15 protein-coding genes are annotated in these 17,334 nt (G+C 45.7%); 10 read left to right on the plus strand and 5 right to left on the minus strand.

Translation table 11 applies throughout. The features are described 5' to 3' along the window. The first annotated feature begins 3 nt into the window (after positions 1–3). The 6 genes from RJ40_RS10715 to RJ40_RS10740 all read left to right on the plus strand — a co-directional run bounded on the left by RJ40_RS10715 (position 4) and on the right by RJ40_RS10740 (position 6,295). Complete coding sequence (locus RJ40_RS10715) at positions 4–1,083, plus strand: DNA topoisomerase IV subunit A (protein ID WP_394357384.1); 1,080 nt, start codon at positions 4–6, stop codon at positions 1,081–1,083. A 128-nt stretch (positions 1,084–1,211) separates the two neighbouring features. Next, entirely contained in the window at positions 1,212–1,856 is a 645-nt protein-coding gene (locus tag RJ40_RS10720) for a class I SAM-dependent methyltransferase (RefSeq protein WP_265580843.1), read from the plus strand. Positions 1,857–1,944: 88 nt separating this feature from the next. Continuing rightward, a complete protein-coding gene (locus RJ40_RS10725) occupies positions 1,945–3,360 on the plus strand; it encodes a polysaccharide deacetylase family protein (protein WP_265580844.1) in 1,416 nt (471 codons plus the stop codon). Then, positions 3,341–4,492: a carboxylate--amine ligase gene (locus RJ40_RS10730; protein ID WP_265580846.1), complete on the plus strand. Its 1,152-nt coding sequence runs from the start codon at positions 3,341–3,343 to the stop codon at positions 4,490–4,492. Before RJ40_RS10725 ends, RJ40_RS10730 begins: the two co-directional genes overlap by 20 nt. Continuing rightward, a complete protein-coding gene (locus RJ40_RS10735; RefSeq protein ID WP_265580847.1) occupies positions 4,473–5,138 on the plus strand; it encodes a PHP domain-containing protein in 666 nt (221 codons plus the stop codon). Before RJ40_RS10730 ends, RJ40_RS10735 begins: the two co-directional genes overlap by 20 nt. Next, positions 5,114–6,295, plus strand: a complete 1,182-nt coding sequence (locus RJ40_RS10740; protein ID WP_265580848.1) for a glycosyltransferase family 4 protein — start codon at positions 5,114–5,116, stop codon at positions 6,293–6,295. Before RJ40_RS10735 ends, RJ40_RS10740 begins: the two co-directional genes overlap by 25 nt. A gap of 508 nt (positions 6,296–6,803) precedes the next feature. Here RJ40_RS10740 and RJ40_RS10745 read toward each other — a convergent pair. After that, complete coding sequence (locus tag RJ40_RS10745; RefSeq protein ID WP_265580849.1) at positions 6,804–8,021, minus strand: glycosyltransferase family protein; 1,218 nt, start codon at positions 8,019–8,021, stop codon at positions 6,804–6,806. Between the two features lie 293 nt (positions 8,022–8,314). Here RJ40_RS10745 and RJ40_RS10750 point away from each other — a divergent pair, with 293 nt between their 5' ends. Together RJ40_RS10750 and RJ40_RS10755 are read left to right on the plus strand one after the other, a co-directional pair. Further along, on the plus strand, positions 8,315–9,334 hold the full coding sequence (locus tag RJ40_RS10750) for a polysaccharide deacetylase family protein (RefSeq protein WP_265580850.1): 1,020 nt from the start codon (positions 8,315–8,317) through the stop codon (positions 9,332–9,334). A gap of 14 nt (positions 9,335–9,348) precedes the next feature. Next, positions 9,349–10,701: an oligosaccharide flippase family protein gene (locus RJ40_RS10755; protein ID WP_265580851.1), complete on the plus strand. Its 1,353-nt coding sequence runs from the start codon at positions 9,349–9,351 to the stop codon at positions 10,699–10,701. Between the two features lie 166 nt (positions 10,702–10,867). Here the strand turns inward: RJ40_RS10755 and RJ40_RS10760 are convergent, their stop codons facing one another. The 4 genes from RJ40_RS10760 to RJ40_RS10775 form a co-directional block, all read right to left on the minus strand. Beyond that, positions 10,868–11,620, minus strand: a complete 753-nt coding sequence (locus RJ40_RS10760) for a class I SAM-dependent methyltransferase (RefSeq protein WP_265580852.1) — start codon at positions 11,618–11,620, stop codon at positions 10,868–10,870. Positions 11,621–12,070: 450 nt separating this feature from the next. After that, a complete protein-coding gene (locus RJ40_RS10765) occupies positions 12,071–13,378 on the minus strand; it encodes a Coenzyme F420 hydrogenase/dehydrogenase, beta subunit C-terminal domain (RefSeq protein WP_265580853.1) in 1,308 nt (435 codons plus the stop codon). Positions 13,379–13,402: 24 nt separating this feature from the next. After that, positions 13,403–14,662, minus strand: a complete 1,260-nt coding sequence (locus RJ40_RS10770; protein ID WP_265580854.1) for a polysaccharide pyruvyl transferase family protein — start codon at positions 14,660–14,662, stop codon at positions 13,403–13,405. Positions 14,663–14,665: 3 nt separating this feature from the next. Then, positions 14,666–15,508, minus strand: coding sequence for a class I SAM-dependent methyltransferase (locus RJ40_RS10775; RefSeq protein WP_265580855.1), 843 nt, complete (start codon positions 15,506–15,508; stop codon positions 14,666–14,668). A gap of 358 nt (positions 15,509–15,866) precedes the next feature. On the opposite strand from RJ40_RS10775, the gene RJ40_RS10780 reads away from it, so the two are divergent. Both RJ40_RS10780 and wecB read left to right on the plus strand, forming a co-directional pair. After that, complete coding sequence (locus RJ40_RS10780; protein WP_265580856.1) at positions 15,867–16,034, plus strand: hypothetical protein; 168 nt, start codon at positions 15,867–15,869, stop codon at positions 16,032–16,034. Between the two features lie 240 nt (positions 16,035–16,274). Beyond that, entirely contained in the window at positions 16,275–17,333 is a 1,059-nt protein-coding gene (gene wecB / locus RJ40_RS10785; RefSeq protein ID WP_265580857.1) for a non-hydrolyzing UDP-N-acetylglucosamine 2-epimerase, read from the plus strand. The last annotated feature ends 1 nt before the right edge of the window (position 17,334 follow it).

The raw sequence follows: 17,334 nt of genomic DNA on the forward strand, positions 1-17,334 counted from the left end.
CAGGTGGAGACAGAACAGAAGGCTGCAGAGCGGCTCTATGCGATCGCAGAGCGGTGGTATGGGCAACTCAACGAGGGGCAGATCCCCTCGATCGCCCTCCCGACCAGGACCAAGCAGAATATCGAGTACGATGATGGGAGCGGGGTCTGGAAGTACGGCGATCGGGAGAGTGTCAGGTCGGCCCAGACAGCGAGGGGGGCGGTCCACCTCCTGAAGATGGCATATGTCGTCGGGTTCCTGAAACAGCAGCTTGCAGAGAACCGTTCCTCGACCCTGAGGGAGATGTACTACATCTCTGAAGGCTGGAAGCAAGCGAAGTTCGCGGCGCAGGACGAGTCCAACAAACTCGTCGAGGATCTGGAGATCCTCACCGATATCCAGCGCGAGGTCTACCACCTCCGTCCCGAGGAGAATGGCGCCTCGATCTTCGGGCCGATTCGGGTGCGCGAGCAGACCCGCCGGGGGATGCGCGAGCTGCACTGCCAGGACGACGTCGGCGAGACCGGGTACCAGATCCCGAACAATGTCGACGCCCTGGAGTTCGTGGACCATGACGCAAACTTCGTCATCGCTCTGGAGACCGGCGGTATGTATGCGCGCCTCATCGAGAACGGGTTTGACGAAGAGTACGGCGCGGCCCTCGTCCACCTCAAGGGCCAGCCGGCGCGCTCCACCCGTCGGCTCCTCAAGCGCCTCCACGAGGAGTTCAAGCTCCCGGTGATCGTCTTCACCGACGGCGACCCCTGGTCGTACCGCATCTATGCCTCGGTGGCGTACGGCTCGATCAAGGCGGCGCATATGTCGGAATTGCTGGCGACGCCACAGGCGCAGTTTTTAGGGGTGCAGCCCTCGGATATCCGGGACTATGACCTGCCTGCGGATCATCTCTCCGACCAGGATGTAAATGCGTTGAAGGCGGAGCTGACCGATCCGCGGTTTGCGACGGAGTACTGGCGGGAGCAGATCGGGCTGCAGCTTGAGATGGGGTTGAAGGCGGAGCAGCAGGCGTTTGCGAGTCAGGGGTTGGATTTTGTGACGCGGGAGTATCTGCCGGCACGGTTGAGTGAGATGGGAGTGTTGTGATTGGTCTATATTAATAAAAAAAGGGATCGAATATGAATCGTTCTCCTTTATCTTGGAAATCATATCTGGATGATATAAATAATGTTGATTCTTTTATGACCCGATATTACCACTATCTGCGGATTGTAATGGTTCAAGATGCAATTAAATATCTGCAGAATAATAATTTCTCAATACAAAACTGTCTGGATATTGGGTGTAATCGCGGATACTATTCTGCAATCTTTGGGGATCTTGGGGCACAGGTTGATGCTGTCGATCCGTACCTCCGTTCCGATCTGGTCATACGTCATCCTAATGTAACATATCACAAGGCTGATTTTTTAAAATGGACGGTGGACAAGAAGTACGATGTTATTCTTTTCTTTGAGGTATACGAACATATTCCGCCAGAATCTCGTGAGATCTTCATAGAAAAAATAAAACAGTCCCTGAATCCTGGAGGAATAATTCTATTCAGTGGTCCCAATTGCATCTCTTTATTTTACTCTGGAGGATTCATCAAGAGTTTAATCCCTCGAATCCTGGGAAAAATTCCAGAGATTGACTGGCATTACAAGATCCCATTTTTTTTCTATCGAAAATTGTTTAAGAATGATGAATCTCAGATAATTTCGTGGCAGACAAATGGAATTACGCTGGTTTTTTCCAATAAAATTGAATTAATGCTTGGTAAATCCTGTACTCAGCGATTATTAAATTTAGATCGATGTGTGTCTAGGCTGACATCTGGGTTGGGTGCAAATTATTTTTGTATAGTCCAGATGAAATGATGGTTTGTAACCTGTGACATGATTATGCATAGTAATGTTGTGTGGTCAAAATACAGCATACGCCGGAATTCTAGAATAGAGGCAATGAATGATAGGTGTTTATTATCCCGATCTCTCTCCAGTTGAAGAAACATTTCGACTCTTCAAGATCCCATGGGAGTGGTACGACCCCGCGCATACCTATGACGTGGTTATCGCCCGCAGAGGAGAGGTTGAGACAGCCGGTGCCTATCTTGTCGACCTCTCTGAGAAGGACTATTTTGCCGAGATTGCGCGGATCTTGAGCGAAGGTCTCCCTCACTGCCATGAGCCAATGGTCGAGATCCTCATCGACGAACTGCGCCAGGTCCTGAAGGAGCACACCCTCCTCGTGGAAATCCCCCCGGTGCCGTGGGGCTACTCGTACACTGTTGCCCTCACCCATGACGTGGACATCACCTCGGTGCGGGAACGGCGCTGGGTCTCGGTCGGGTATGCGGTGTACCAGTGCCTGCGGAAAGGCATGGTGAGGGACGCTGTGCGGATCCTCGGTGCGAAGTGCGGGATCGGAAAAGATCCATGGAATTGCTTTGAGGAGTGGATGCGGCTAGAGGAGGATCTCGGCGTGCGCTCGACATGGTTCTTCCTGCCTGAGAAGGGGAAGGCAGGGGAGGGTGCGCCCGCGATCCGGGCTGGGTACTATGACCTCGACGCTGAGTTGATCAAGAGGTTGACTGACGGCGGCTGGGAGGTCGGGGTGCACGGCCTCGACAACTGGCGGGACGCCAGTGCGGCGCGGGAAGAGTTGCAAAAGGTTTCAGACCTCACTGGTGCTACGGTGGGAACGCGCGTTCACTGGCTGCTCTTTGATGAAGATTCCTGGAAGAAACTCGATGAGGCGGGATATGTCTATGACTCGACGTTCGGGTACAACGACGACGTGGGCTTCAAGGCCGGGACGATGCAGCCTTACCGACCGCAGGGGTGCGAGCGCCTGCTGGAGGTGCCCTTGATCATTCAGGATGGCGGCCTCTTTGGGGGGAAGACCTGGAACTCGTCTGATGACGGAGGCCGTGGGGCATGCCTCTGTCTCTCTGAGGAGGAGGGGATGCGCCGGTGCGAGGAGGTGCTGACGTATGCGAAGCAGTATGGGGGTGTCGTCACCCTCCTCTGGCACCATGTGAGTATGGCGGCACCGAAGAGGTGGGGCGAGTTTTATCGTGTCCTGGTGGGGAAGGCGATCGTGGACGGGGCGTGGGTGGCACCAGAAAAGGAGGCGGTACAGTGGTTTAATGCTCGTTCAGATGCTGTTATCCACACCGAACACGTACCTGATGGTATCAGAATCCGCGTACCTGGTATCGGACTGGATTCATCTCTTCCTCCAATGAGGATACGGATCCACACCAATGGAGCGGATCTTGGTAAAATAAACGGTGATTATATTGAGGGAGCGCAATATAGTGATCTGCGGTGTTCATCTTTGGATATTCTGGTGAAAGTGCATGAAGGTACTGCTGACTGATGGGAATTACAAACATACCCTTGCTGCTGTCCGTTCTCTTGGTAAGTGGGGGGTGGAGGTTGGTGTCGTGTCGCATATCCCCTGCAGTGTCTCTTTCTGTTCTCGATACTGTACGTATCGGTATCATGCCCCGGATCCGAAAAAAGACGCATCATATGCCCAGAGGATCCTTGATATTGTTAAACAGGATCACTATGATGTTCTTCTCCCTGTCAGTTATGCCGCGGTCATGCACCTCTCCGGGATCAGGGATGAACTGGAGCACTTTGTACACCTCCCGATAGCCGATCCCGTCGCCCTTGACCTTGCCGGTCATAAGGATGAGACCATTAAAATTGCGGAAAAAGTCGGCGTTCGTGTTCCTAAGACCTATTATCCCCACAATATTCAGGAAGTCAGGGAAATTGCGGAAGAACTGCGATATCCTGTTGTTGTGAAAGGCGCCGAGGAGGCAGGATATGTCGGCTATGCAAACACGCCAGAGGAACTGATCTCCCGGTTTTCGTCGATATCAGAGTATCTACCGATCGTGCAGGAGTATATCTCTGGCGATGGCTACGGGTTCTTTGCCCTCTATAATCACGGAGAGCCGCGGGCAATCTTTATGCACCGGCGGATCCGTGAGTACCCGGTCACCGGCGGACCAAGCACCTGTGCGGAGAGCGTCTTCGATCCTGAACTGAAGCGGTGTGGTATGGCAATGCTGAATGAACTCCGGTGGCATGGCGTCGCCATGGTCGAGTTCAAAAAGGACGCACAGAGCGGGGAGTACGTGCTGATGGAGATCAATCCGAAGTTCTGGGGGTCGCTTGACCTTTCCATTGCCTCTGGTGTGAATTTTCCCCATCTTGCATGCAGGATAGCACTGGAAGGAGATGTAGAACCTGTTTTTGAGTATAAGGTCGGCACGAGGTTTCGGTGGCTCTTTCCTGGAGAACTATTCCATGGGATGACGAATCCCCGCGCGATACCACAGATTGTGCGGGAATTTTTCGACGGCAGCACGAATACAGATGTTGAACTGACCGACATCGTGCCAAACGTCGTGGAGATTGGGATGGCTGGTGCTGAGTTTATCCTTAGGGTGGCTCAGGGTCGTTTCTGGAGGGCTCATGGACAGGTTCGTCGCTGACTTTCATATCCACTCTAGATACTCTCATGACTCTTTCATGCGTCCGGAGAAAATCCTCGCCGTCGCAAGGGAAGTGGGGCTGGATGTGGTGGCGATCACCGATCATAATTCCATTCAGGGTGGACTGGAAGGTAGAAAATATCAGGAGAGGTCTGGGATCCAGGTTATTGTCGGCTCGGAAGTTAAGTCTGATGCTGGGGATATCATCGGGCTCAGTATAGAGGAGGAGATCAGATCTCGCGCGTGGAAGGACGTGATTGACGAGATCAAAGGACAGGGTGGGATTGTAGTCCTGCCCCATCCCTATCGAAGTCATCATTCGATTCAGGATCTTGCGGAGGCTGTTGATCTGGTTGAGGTATGGAATGCTCGAAGTACGCCAGAACAAAATGCTCAGGCTCTGGAACTGGCATCAAGACTCGGGAAAAAGGGCCTCATGGGAAGTGACGCTCACCTTTATCGTGAGATCGGAAGCGTGAAGGTAGCCTATGAGGATGATTCCTGGGTTCTAAATGAAACACTCTGTGCAAGATATGCCAGCACGCGGGATATCTGCTCCAGCCAGGTCATTGGACATATGCGGAAGGGAGAATTCCTTTCTTTGATTCTGGAGGGCGGGAAATGGGTGGCAAGAAAGGTTCTCTGATGGTGCTTTCGGACCACTATCTCACCTTTGTAAAAGATCAGATCGAGTGTATCGCACCGAAATTTGAGCAGGTGGATGTCTGTGTCCGTCACAACACTCTTGCCGAGGTCTCGAACTATCTCCCTCTAAATCGTCTGAAACCGTTCCGGTTGTGTTCGATACTGGATCGATCTGAACTGCCTGGGAATATCTCTGTCTATCCCTGCAGTCTTCCCTATCTCCCCCTTGAACAGATGAAAAAGTCACTGGGGGACCGCTTGTTCAGGACAGTTGACGATCTGATACAAAAGGAACAGATCAAGTGCGACCTCATCCATGCGCACTTCCTGTGGCCGAATGGATATGCCGGGGCGTTACTGAAGGAGAAGTATGATGTCCCTCTCGTGGTGACAGCCCACGGGTACGATATCTATGACCTTCCATTCAGGGATCAAGCATGGAGAGATCGGATCGTCTGGACACTCGAAGCCGCCGATGCGATCATCACTGTCAGCCAGAGTAATGAGGTGTGCATCAGGAGACTCGGGGTCATGAAACCCGTTCATGTCATCCCGAACGGCTTCAGGTCAGACCTCTTCTATCCGCGCGACCAGGGAGAGTGCAGGCGGACGCTCGGCCTCCCTCTGGACAGAAAGATCTTGCTCACCGTCGGCAACCTTGTCGAAGTGAAGGGCCACAAGTATCTTGTCGAGGCGATGGCTGAGGTGATGAAGGAGCGAGAGGATGTGCTCTGTGTTATCGTTGGATCCGGGCCGCTGAAAGGGAAACTGGAGGGGCAGATTAAAAGTTTGGGACTGGAGGAGCATGTTCACCTTGTGGGGGGGAAGCCGCATGAGGAGATCCCAATATGGATGAATGCGTGCGATGTGTTTGTGCTGCCGAGTTTGAGGGAAAGTTTTGGGATTGTGCAGGTAGAGGCTATGGCTTGTGGAAAACCTGTCGTGGCGACGAGGAATGGAGGGAGTGAAGAGATCATGGTTTCTGAGGATTATGGTTTATTGATGGACATTGCTAATTCCAGGGATCTTGCAGAGAGAATTTTGATTGCTTCGGATAGACAGTGGGATAGTGTAAATTTACGTGTGTTTACTGAGCATTTTTCATGGGAAAATATCTGCAGACAACTATATGGGATATATACTCTTCTTGATCTGTAATCATGATAAAGATAAGTTGGCAATATGGTCTTTTTTGAATATATGTATAATCATAGAGTATATCCCAAAAGTATCCAGGTCTTGATCCATCATCGGGATCGAGACTCTTCCTGGCCATTCCTCTTTCTCCTCCACTTTAACCGGCATCACAGGGTTCTGGAGTCGGCGTCCCCGGCGCGATTGACGGAGGAAGGGGAGTGATCCGACGTGCCGCCCACAGAGAGAATAAAGCATGTTCCCTCACTCTCTCCTGCCGGGGGGAGACCCCCCATGACGAGGATAGGGAGGGGCGGCAATAATCTCTGGAACGACACCGTGCTTTCAGAAAATTCTTCCACTCACCTGTTAGGGCCAGGCGAGTTTCGGGATCACCTCATATTCAGCATTCACTGATTATTTCTATGATTAGACTCTTTCTGTGAAGTAATACGCATGAAAGATAAATCAATTGAATCTTCGTGCCATTATATTGATTTATATATGTGATACAAAGATGGAGGTCATTGTATTAGGATGATGAGATTGAGGGTGTCTGTACCTCATGATAGAGTTGAATATATTGTGTTGCGACTGTGTCATATAGAAACATATTTCTAACGTTCAGGCTCTCCTTCATCATTTTAAGAATTCTATCTGGTTGCTGGATCAGAGACCCCACCACGGAGATGATCTCATCATCTGGAGTGTACCTGTCGAAGATCAATGAACATTTTGAGAATATATCGGCATAGTCAACATCTGCGCGAATGATGGGGACTGTTCCACACATCAGATACTCAAATACTTTATTTGGGGATATCTTCACCCAATAAGAGGTATCTGGTTTGAGGAGACAAAAACCCAGATGTGCTTTTTCTGTTATTTGGACCACTTCTTCTCTTGGGAGGAATCCGGTGAAGTGAAATCTCCCTGGATATTGTTTAGAGAGGTGTGCAAAATCGTTGATAAGAGACTGGTCCCCTGTCCTGCCACCGATAAATACATTTGTTCTAGGATAATTGGCCAGTATCTTGTTCGAAATATTGAGAATGAGTGCGATATCTCGGTCATAATGGTAGTCAAGGGATCCAAAATATACCAGATTGATGGCTGAATCTGCTGAAAATGACTCTATTTTTTCATTGATGATTTGGATATTGTAATCTGATGATTCTGGGAAATTAGGGACTGCTTTAATATTTGCATGTGGGAAAATGTTCTTACAAGATGATATGTAACTTTCCGAGACAGTGACTACACCTTTCACCGCTTTTGTAGTTATCACTTCGTATATCCTTTCAATGCGAGGGTGAGTAATTCCAAAATGTTTTTTACCATGTTCATATACTTCGTGCCGGTCATAGACAATAGTCGTGTTCTTGCAAATCTGTGTCATTTTTTTTGCAACAAGCAGGAGAGATGGATCATGAACGTGAATTATAGATCGATTACTTTCTTTCCAGCCTACCAATTTGAGACTTTTTTTAACTTTTTTCTGGATTATCGGTGTGAATGTATGGATGTTGTATAATACTGAGTTTTTTCTTGAATTTTGTGTATCAAAAAGATTTATCCTGTATCCTTTCTCTCCGTGATTTGAAAATGGACCTTCTTGAAGATTTGGATAAAATCTATTGATATGGATGCGGTAAACAAGGTACCCATTTTTTAAAAGGAACTTAATATGTCTGTTAACTCTGCTATCTTCTGTGGGATGTATATCTAGGACAATTACGCTGGTAGTCATAATCTTTGTTGTTGGTATCTTATATTCCTGTGTTCATACCTGATTTTGTTTTTTCATTTAATTATTCATTTTTGTGGACAAATATTTTCTGCTGGCAACCTGGGCATCGTTGAGTTGCAACTTCATTCAAATTTTTTTCAGATCTGTACCTCTCTATCAATGTGATAGGATCGGTCCATCTGGCAAATGTGCCGTCTATGCATATTTCGTTGTCGTGGTATCAAGAAAAATGTAGAAAACAGGCATGAACTTATAGCAACAAATCTAAGATCTTTGAGGGATGAGCGATGCAGATGTACAATATTCTCCAGCAGGATCCTGAGATGTGGCACCTCTTCACCTGTAAGGAGGAGTATGATGCATCATTTAGGGATGGATATGATCGTTTCCCCCACTATATGAGCAATAACCGGCAGGTCTTCGAACCCAGGGCTTCACAGTACCTCTTTGAGCGGGGGTATCATCCCGAATATCCTGAGGGCCAACCCTTTGCGGTCTGCCTCACCCATGACATCGATGTCGTCTATCAGTCGTACCCGAAAAAAGGGTTCGATCTCCTCCTTGCCCTGGCATATGGAAACAGGGCTGGTCTGATGCAAGGTGTCAGGAACCTGAGGAGCCCGAAATATCCTCTCTGCAACTTCGAGGAGGTCATCGCTCTTGAGGAGGAGTATGATGCTACGTCGACTTTCTTCTTTCTCGCCCTCCAGGACGGCGACCAGGACCATTCCTATCAGGTGGAGGATCTGGCCTGCGAGATCGGGACGATCGCAGACTATGGATGGGAGGTGGGCCTCCATGGCGGGCATCAGGCCTATGCAGACCTACAGAAGTTGAAAGACGAGAAGGCGAGGATGGAGAGGGTGCTGGGCCGACCGGTCGCCGGATACCGAAACCATTTTCTCAGGTTCAGGGTACCTGAGACCTGGGAACTCCTGGACCAGGCAGGGTTCCTTTATGATACGACATTTGGCTATGCCGATTGTGTCGGGTTCAGGAACGGAATGTGCTATCCTTTCAGGCCCTATCATGGTAGAAAACACCAGGAGATCGGGATCGTCGAGATCCCACTCACCGTCATGGACTGCACCCTTGACAGTTACATGCGCCTTGGTTCCATGCAGTCCTGGGACATCGTCAGGCATCTCATCGATACGGTGGAACGCTGCCATGGCGTCATCACTCTCCTCTGGCATAACACCTACCTGACTGGGGACAGGATGAAGTTCTATGAGAAGATCTTACGCTACTGCAGGGAGAAGGGTGCCTGGATGACGGGAGGAGACGGGATCATGAAATTATTAAACCCATAATTTGTGGTAGAGTAATGTTTAGGAAGCGTTCCATTCCTCTTTTGGATGCGATTGTTAATGAGATTATTTCTAAAATCTATATAATTTGGGGCCGCTTTCATGAGCGGTTCATTGAAAATCCTACCTATGTGGGATTTTATTCCATATTGAGCGGTTCAGTTTTAGGGCAGTTGGTGATGCTACTGGCCACTCCAATAATTACTCGGCTGTATTCTCCCTCTGATTTTGGTATTCTGTCTCTCTATACGATGGTCGTTTCTGTGCTTTTAGTTTTTGCTACATTAAAATATGAGTTGGCAATACCACTCCCAAAGGAGAATAAAAAAGCAATAAATCTAATGACACTTTGTTTTGGATTGACTTTTGGGATAAGTGTCATTAGTATCCTATTGATTGGTCTTATTGGGAGGGTATTTGCTTCTGAAACAGACCTCTCTTTATTGTCGCCATACCTATGGGTGATTTCACTGAGCATTTTCGGAGGGGGGGTTTATAATATTCTTAATTACTGGGCAATTCGAGACAAAAAATATTCGGATATTGCAAAAACACGAGTTAACAAAAGTGTTTTTGGATCTACTGGGAAGATCGCCTTTGGTATTTTTAACATGGCTCCCTTAGGCCTGATATTGGGAGAATTTATAGGGCAGATTACTGGTGGTCTCACTTTTCTGAGGTCGTTTCTGGCTAAAAACCGGCAGGAATTGAACTGTATCTCATGGAAAGCAATGGTATCTATCGCAAAACAATATTATAGATTCCCACTTTATTCCTGTCCTTCTGTCTTGTTTAACACACTCGCATTTCAGATGCCGGTGCTCATGCTCATCAGGCTCTATGGTCCTGAAACTGTTGGTCTATATACTCTTGCGAACAGTGTTCTGGTTCTGCCTGCTTCCTTAATTTCTTCGGCAGCATCTCAGGTTTATCTGGGAGAAGTTGCGCAATTTATTCATAGAGATCCGGCAAAAGTCAAGAAGTATTACCACGCAGTAACACGTAAACTTGCTTTTATCTCTTTACCTACAATTTCACTCATTGCAGTTCTGGCTCCATTTTTCTTCCCGTTAATTTTTGGCACTGTATGGGATGAGGCTGGATTATATTGTATTGCGTTATCTGGGATGGTAATCGCTCAATTAATATTCTCTCCACCTTCGATCTTACATTATTGTGGTCGTAATAACTGGGTTTTGCTCTTTGATATTTCCAGAACTATCCTCACTGGAGGTGTATTCCTCTTGTGCGCAATGTGGGGATATTCACCACTCCTTTCTCTGGTGCTTTATAGCATTACGATGGCTCTGATGTATGTTGTCAATTACTTTATGAACCTCAAGGCAATCGCATGTTTAACAAAAGAGTAAAAACATGATAAACCTCCATCTCAGATCAATAGATTGTGGAAAGAAACCTTGATCCCTCTTTTAACGGCGATAATGTCGGTTGAACCGTATAATTTTGCCTGCCTGCGCCTATTTTTCCATCTTAGAGGTTCGATCGAAGATTGTTGATCTTTGATTGTACTATGAATTACTTTTTTATGGCAGTTATGATATAGTGATATGCGAGACCATAGATTGGCCGGTATGGTGAATTCATTCGTTTAATATTCTTTTTTTTCTCTTGATATTTATGCTCAGAGTAGCCTTTGATGTAATTATTCCAAATATGGGGGGAGTGATCGCTCTTTTTGATTGCAAACATAGAATGATAGAGAGTTTCTATATTTTTTCTTATCTTTAATAGATCCAGGATAAAATTAAGTAAACGACGAGTAAAGTTGAATTTATATCCTGAAATGCTTTCAATATAGAAGAAGTCTTGGATTAAATTTTCAATGTCTTTCTTACTATAGTAGTGATAGTGCGTGAAATTGAACTGTGAATATTTATATGTACCAAAACGAATTTCAAGATCTCTAATTATCCTGAAAGGTGATCTGCGAGTTGGAACTGTAAAGTAAAATGTTCCTCCCGGTTTTAATATCCGAGAAATTTCTTTGATGACAGTTTTATCGTCTTTGATTAATTGTATGGTTGATAAACAACATATGAAGTCAAATGAGTTCTCTTTAAATGGGATGTATTCTACTGAGCTCAATATAAATGAATAATTTACATTTGATTGAAGATTATGGGGGTTTTGGATGTCCAATGAGATTATTCTTCTCGATTTGCTCATGAGTATATTGGTATAATAACATTCTCCGCATCCTGCATCCAGAAATAATCCTTCATTAGGTGCATTGAGGATCAAAGATGATGAAGGCTCAGAGATCATCATGAAGTAATCTACAGTCCGGTATATTAATATTATGAATATATGTTCCCTGTTGTTCTTGTAGGCAGAATCGAGTGTATAGCAACTGATAGTCTATATTGTAGTAGTCACAGGTCGCTATTTTATTCTTCTAGAAGGTAGTTGGCATCTGTTTAGAAGGGTATTTGATATTGGCATGATCCGAAGAAGGAGAGATAAATCAGTAATCTCGTGCCGAGAAAAGCAGAAAATTTTGATCGAAACATCTTGGTGAGTCAGATCAAGGCACGGGTTATATTGTGGGAAAAAAGTTGATCCATGAAATCCCCTTTATTGTAACTCCTGTGCACGGAAAATGGAAAGTTTTTCATTTCAAGTAGTGTTTTAATATCATACTATATATTGGAAGCCTTTGAGAGTATAGAAGTAATTTTTTTATTTCCTAGAAGGTTGATCAACCAAGATATTTTCAAATTATAGGGAGAATGATCTATGGATCTTTATTTTCAGTCGTTCTGCAAGGCATAACCACTGATATCCATAGCGGAAGATCACACCGTAAAGGAATAAACATGGCCACAAGATCTTGATCTGTGAGAGTCTCATCCCTGTTGTTATGAGGAAGAGTTTCATTTCCCAGAATAGATTCATTTTATATTTATCAGGGTCAAAATGGCGATTGATATAGTCTTTTCCGAGCAAAAATCTGCATGTTGTAGGATAATTATTAAAATAATCTGAAAATATTCTTTGTGAGTAAATTAACTCTTTTTCATTGGATTCCTGAAGAAGCAATTCCTTTTCTTGTTGCATTTGAGATAATATATCTTTTGCAACAGGACTTCTAGATATTATCAGAGAAACTCCTGTTTTATCTGATTCATATTGTTTGATCCAAGCATCACCTACTGAAATGTCTGACGCAGCTCCAAAACGATCATTACAGATGAGACACCTCTTCTGAGCAAATACCGGGAAAAATGCCAGGGTATGATAAATTTGTGCGAAAAATTTCTCAGGTCTTCTTGAGATGTGGATGGTTTCTTGGTTATTGAGTTCAAAAACATTATTTCCAGGCCATCCCATCCCTCTGTAAATTGACCTCACTTTATGCTCGTCGATTCCGTGCATCTTCAGATAATACTTGTATGCATTCAGGTTCGGGACTCCCCCACAGAAAAAACTGATTCTTAAGAGTATTTTCTCGCTGATGGATCTGTTTTGTTCTTCATATTTACGGAGAGCAGAGATCTGACATGGTGTTCCAATAATAACATATCTGCCGCTCATCTTGGACAGTTCTTTCAAGATCATATTTACAGGGATAGGAAAATACCTTGTTCCTGCATATCGGAGGATATCGTCAACATCATGAGATAAAAACGGATAATTATCAAATGGGGATTTGTCGCTTGGTTTGATCAATACAAAACCATCAATAATCTTGTTTGTTTTCAGATATCGCAAGAGAGAACTTACAATACCTCCTGATGATGCACGGTATCTCAGAGTATTGTCTAACGAATAACCCGAATAGATCCCATTATATGCTCCTATGATGGAGTTATTTGGATATTTATGCCCTGAAAGAATATCATTTGAATGACAAACGTCCAGACACAGCCCGCAGTTTATACATTTATTTCCGTCAATATTAGCGATAAGAATTCCTAATTGGAGATCTTTATGAATGGATATTGCTGATTTAGGACATGCTGAGTAACACGTACCACATCCATTACATAAATGAGAATTAACTACAGTGTTGATGTTTTTTGTCATACACACCTGTATTGGGATAAAACTTTAGACATTGTTCATAACAATCTCTTTCATAGTTTCAGATGAATTCTCGTACCTTGGCATGAATCTCTGGATATGCTCTTTCAATTCTGTATTGTGTGAAATGACATAGGAAATCCTTTCTTCAATGTCTTTGGTGCTACAATTCGAATAATCAACAACTAGATGTTCCAGTTCGAAGAGTTCCATGATCTCAAAGTACTTGTCGGCCCAACCTACTACTATTGGGACAACGCCTACCTTCAGGGAGGAGACCATTCCGTGAAATCTTGAACAAAGTGTAAAATCACAGCATTTCAATAGGGACTTGATTTCATTTGCTCTTAAATCGTCCTGTATATTTAATATATCGTCTTTGTTTTTGCATTGGTTGAAGATGATGTTATTTATGTACCGATCGTCTATCTTGCCCTGGTCATCTACTTCGTGTGCAATGAGTATCACATGATATCCCTTGGACTCGATCATAGTGTCAATAACTGCAGATAACATTTTTACTATGGGCATGCCTCCCCAGGTATAAAGATGAGTGTTGAACAGCACGGAAACATATTTTTTTGAGGGATCAAGACGATACCGTGAATAGATTTCCTGATCTTCATCGTTGCTGGGGTTTGGAAACGCAAAGGCCAAATCTGGCACGAATTGAATATGGGGATTACGGAGGTGCAACCTTTTGAGATACTCAATTGATTTCTCCCCTCTGGGCATGATGTAAGTAACGTTGTTTAAACCGCATTTTGCGCAGAAATTAATAAACCAATCGTCCGAAGGACCAATAGATTGTGGCATACAAAAATATTTTTTTCCCATTATTTTTGCTATTAGCATCTGCTCTGCCCAATAAAGTGCTGAAATCCTCCTAAAATCTTTTGAAAATGAAATGCCTGCGATTTGCAGGATACAATCACAAGTATCAATGTGCCGAATATGGGGTAATTTATATTGTATCTGCAGGTTGAAATGGCATAGAACAACTTTATTTAGGATTATAGATAGTAAGTCTCTGACTAAGAATAGTAAAGATACTCCAGAGTTTAGGTATCGATTTTTCACATGTCTCGGTGATAAACTACTAAGAACCTCAATATCTACTGACTTCGAGGCTTTATTTATAACTGATATATCGTATTTAGGGTTGGTAGATAGAAGAGAGATCTTATTATTTGGATCGATCTCCATAATTTTTCTGTAGGTTTCAAAGACCATGGCTTCAGCACCTTTACTCCGTACTGATGCTCCAGTTATCAGATAATTTTTCATGACTCACTCCTTCTTTGCCACTATGATGTAATGGTACGCAAGTCCATAGATCAACCAGGACAATGGGTGAAAATGTTTGAAATTCTTTTTTCTCTCTTGATGTTTATAATCTGAAGATTCTCCAGTACAATTATTCCGGATATGAGGGGTTTCATCACCTAATTTAGGTTTGAATATAGAATGAAAAATATTTTCCACGCCTCTCCTCACTTTGAACAGATCCAATATAAGATTGCATAATCGGCGAATGAAATTAAATTTATACCCAGAAACGATCTCGATCTGGAACAAATCTCTAGTTAGATCTTCAATGTCTTTTTTGGCATAGTAATGATGATGAGTAACATTAAACTGTGGATAATTATATGTCCCAAAACGAATTTCGAGATCTCTGATTATTCTGAAAGGTGATCTGCGAGTAGGAATTGTAAAATAAAACATTCCCCCCGGCTTCAATGTCCGAAATATTTCTTCAATCGTGGCTCGATCATCCTTGATAAATTGTATGACTGATAAACAGTATATGAAATCGAATGAATTATCATTAAAAGGCAGGTGTTCTACTGAGCTCAACATGAATGTAATTTCTTTTTTATGGATTTTTTTTGGTCTTTGTATATCCACAGAGATTATTTTTCTTGATTTGCTCCCGAGAATATTAGTATAATCACATTCTCCGCATCCCAAGTCTAAGAATAACCCTGTTTCTGGAGCGTTAAGAATCAAGGATGATGTTGGCTCGGAGATCATTGTTATAATACTATTTTCTGTGGAACATAAGAGGATTCCTGAAAGATCCCTGTAAGAGATTTTGCAGGTAAAATCTTGTGCATAAAAATAATACATAATAAAATATTATTCTCTTATATCTGCCCGATTCTTGATTGAGATAATAGAAAAGGTGAACTTGATCATCTCGGAAAAATCCTTCATAAAGGTTAAAGATGGAGAACCTGTGACTCAACCACGAGGGTTATCGTTTGATTTAATCGGGATCCCAATAGCAGTAAACATCGTTTTTATGGCTCTGTAGAGATCCTCACCTATTCTTATTGCATATGTGACAGAACTACCTTCCTCCGTGCTTGCGCTTGGGGACTCTGCCTCCATAGACGACTATAATGATGATGTTGCTGTCCTCTACCCTATCGTGTGGTGAATGGTCCGGGAGGTGGCATGCCATCCGGTACAGAGAGATGTCAAGATGATTTCTACAAAGCCGTATTTATCTCGTTCTGATCGCCATTTTAGGGTTATAGGGTTCAAACGGGCAAAGCTCACCGCGTTTGTGACAGTGGTCGTCAATGCCACCATCTACCTCGGCGAGATCGTCTATGGTCTTGTGCTCCTGATGTCGAAGCGGCATCCATGACGAAATTCGAAGCCTTAAGGTGCAGTTCTGGGTATGCTCTGGTCCGGTGGTTAAGAACGCAGGGAGAAAAAAGTGAAAAGGGTTCTGCAGAGTCCTTCTTATGGAGTGTGAGGGGGAGCAGTTGGGGGGTGGCAGTTCCCTCCCTATCAGGATTTTAGGATGAACTCCTGACTAAATAATCCACGATGGTGATCCTCCAATCGCAACCCTCATCCTCTCCCCGTCCCAACCATCTCCACCATGAAGATCCTCACCGTCGTCGGCGCCCGCCCCCAGTTCATCAAGTGTGCACCCGTCTCCCGCGCCCTCAGGAAAGAGCACGAAGAAGTCCTCGTCCACACCGGCCAGCACTATGACCGCGAGATGTCAGACCTCTTCTTCGAGGAACTCAGGATCCCGCGCCCTGACTACAACCTCGGGATTGGTTCAGGCACCCATGGCCACCAGACCGGGGCGATGCTCGCAGGCATCGAGGACCTGATCCTCAAAGAGGAGCCCAACTGCGTCCTCGTGTACGGCGACACGAACTCCACCCTGGCAGGCGCCCTTGCGGCAGCCAAACTCCATGTGCCGGTGGCGCACGTCGAAGCGGGGCTGCGGAGTTTTGACCGGAGGATGCCAGAGGAGATCAACCGTGTCCTCACCGACCACTGCTCCGACCTCCTCCTTGCCCCCACGGAAACCGCGGTGGAGAACCTGGCCCGCGAAGGGATCACCGGCGGTGTTCACCTCACCGGCGACGTGATGGTCGACGCTCTCCTCGACAACGCCGAACTGGCACGCCGCTCCTCGCTCCTCGACGACCTCGGCCTGACCACGCGAGAATACCGCCTCGCCACCGTCCACCGCGCCGAGAACACCGACGACCCGACGAAACTCACCGCGATCGTCAGGGCATTGACCGAGATCGGCAACGTCGTCCTCCCCTGCCACCCAAGGACCGAGAAGATGCTCAAGGGTTTCGGGCTCTGGGAGGAGGCGAACGAGGGAGTCAGGATCATCTCGCCGGTCGGCTACCTGGAGATGCTCGCCCTCGAGGCCGACGCAGCGCAGATCCTCACCGACTCGGGAGGCGTCCAGAAAGAGGCCTATGTCCTCGGCGTCCCCTGCATCACCATGCGTGAGAGCACCGAGTGGGTCGAGACCGTGCAGGACGGGTGGAACGTGCTGGTCGGCAGCGATTGGCAGGAGATCGTCAGGGCTGCGAGAGAATTTGTGCCGGAGAGCGGGAGATCTGATCTCTTCGGGAAAGGCGATGCGGCTGTGAAGATCGTGCAGGCGGTTCAGAGCTTTATATAAT

Source organism: Methanofollis aquaemaris (genome assembly GCF_017357525.1).
Lineage (GTDB): Archaea > Halobacteriota > Methanomicrobia > Methanomicrobiales > Methanofollaceae > Methanofollis > Methanofollis aquaemaris.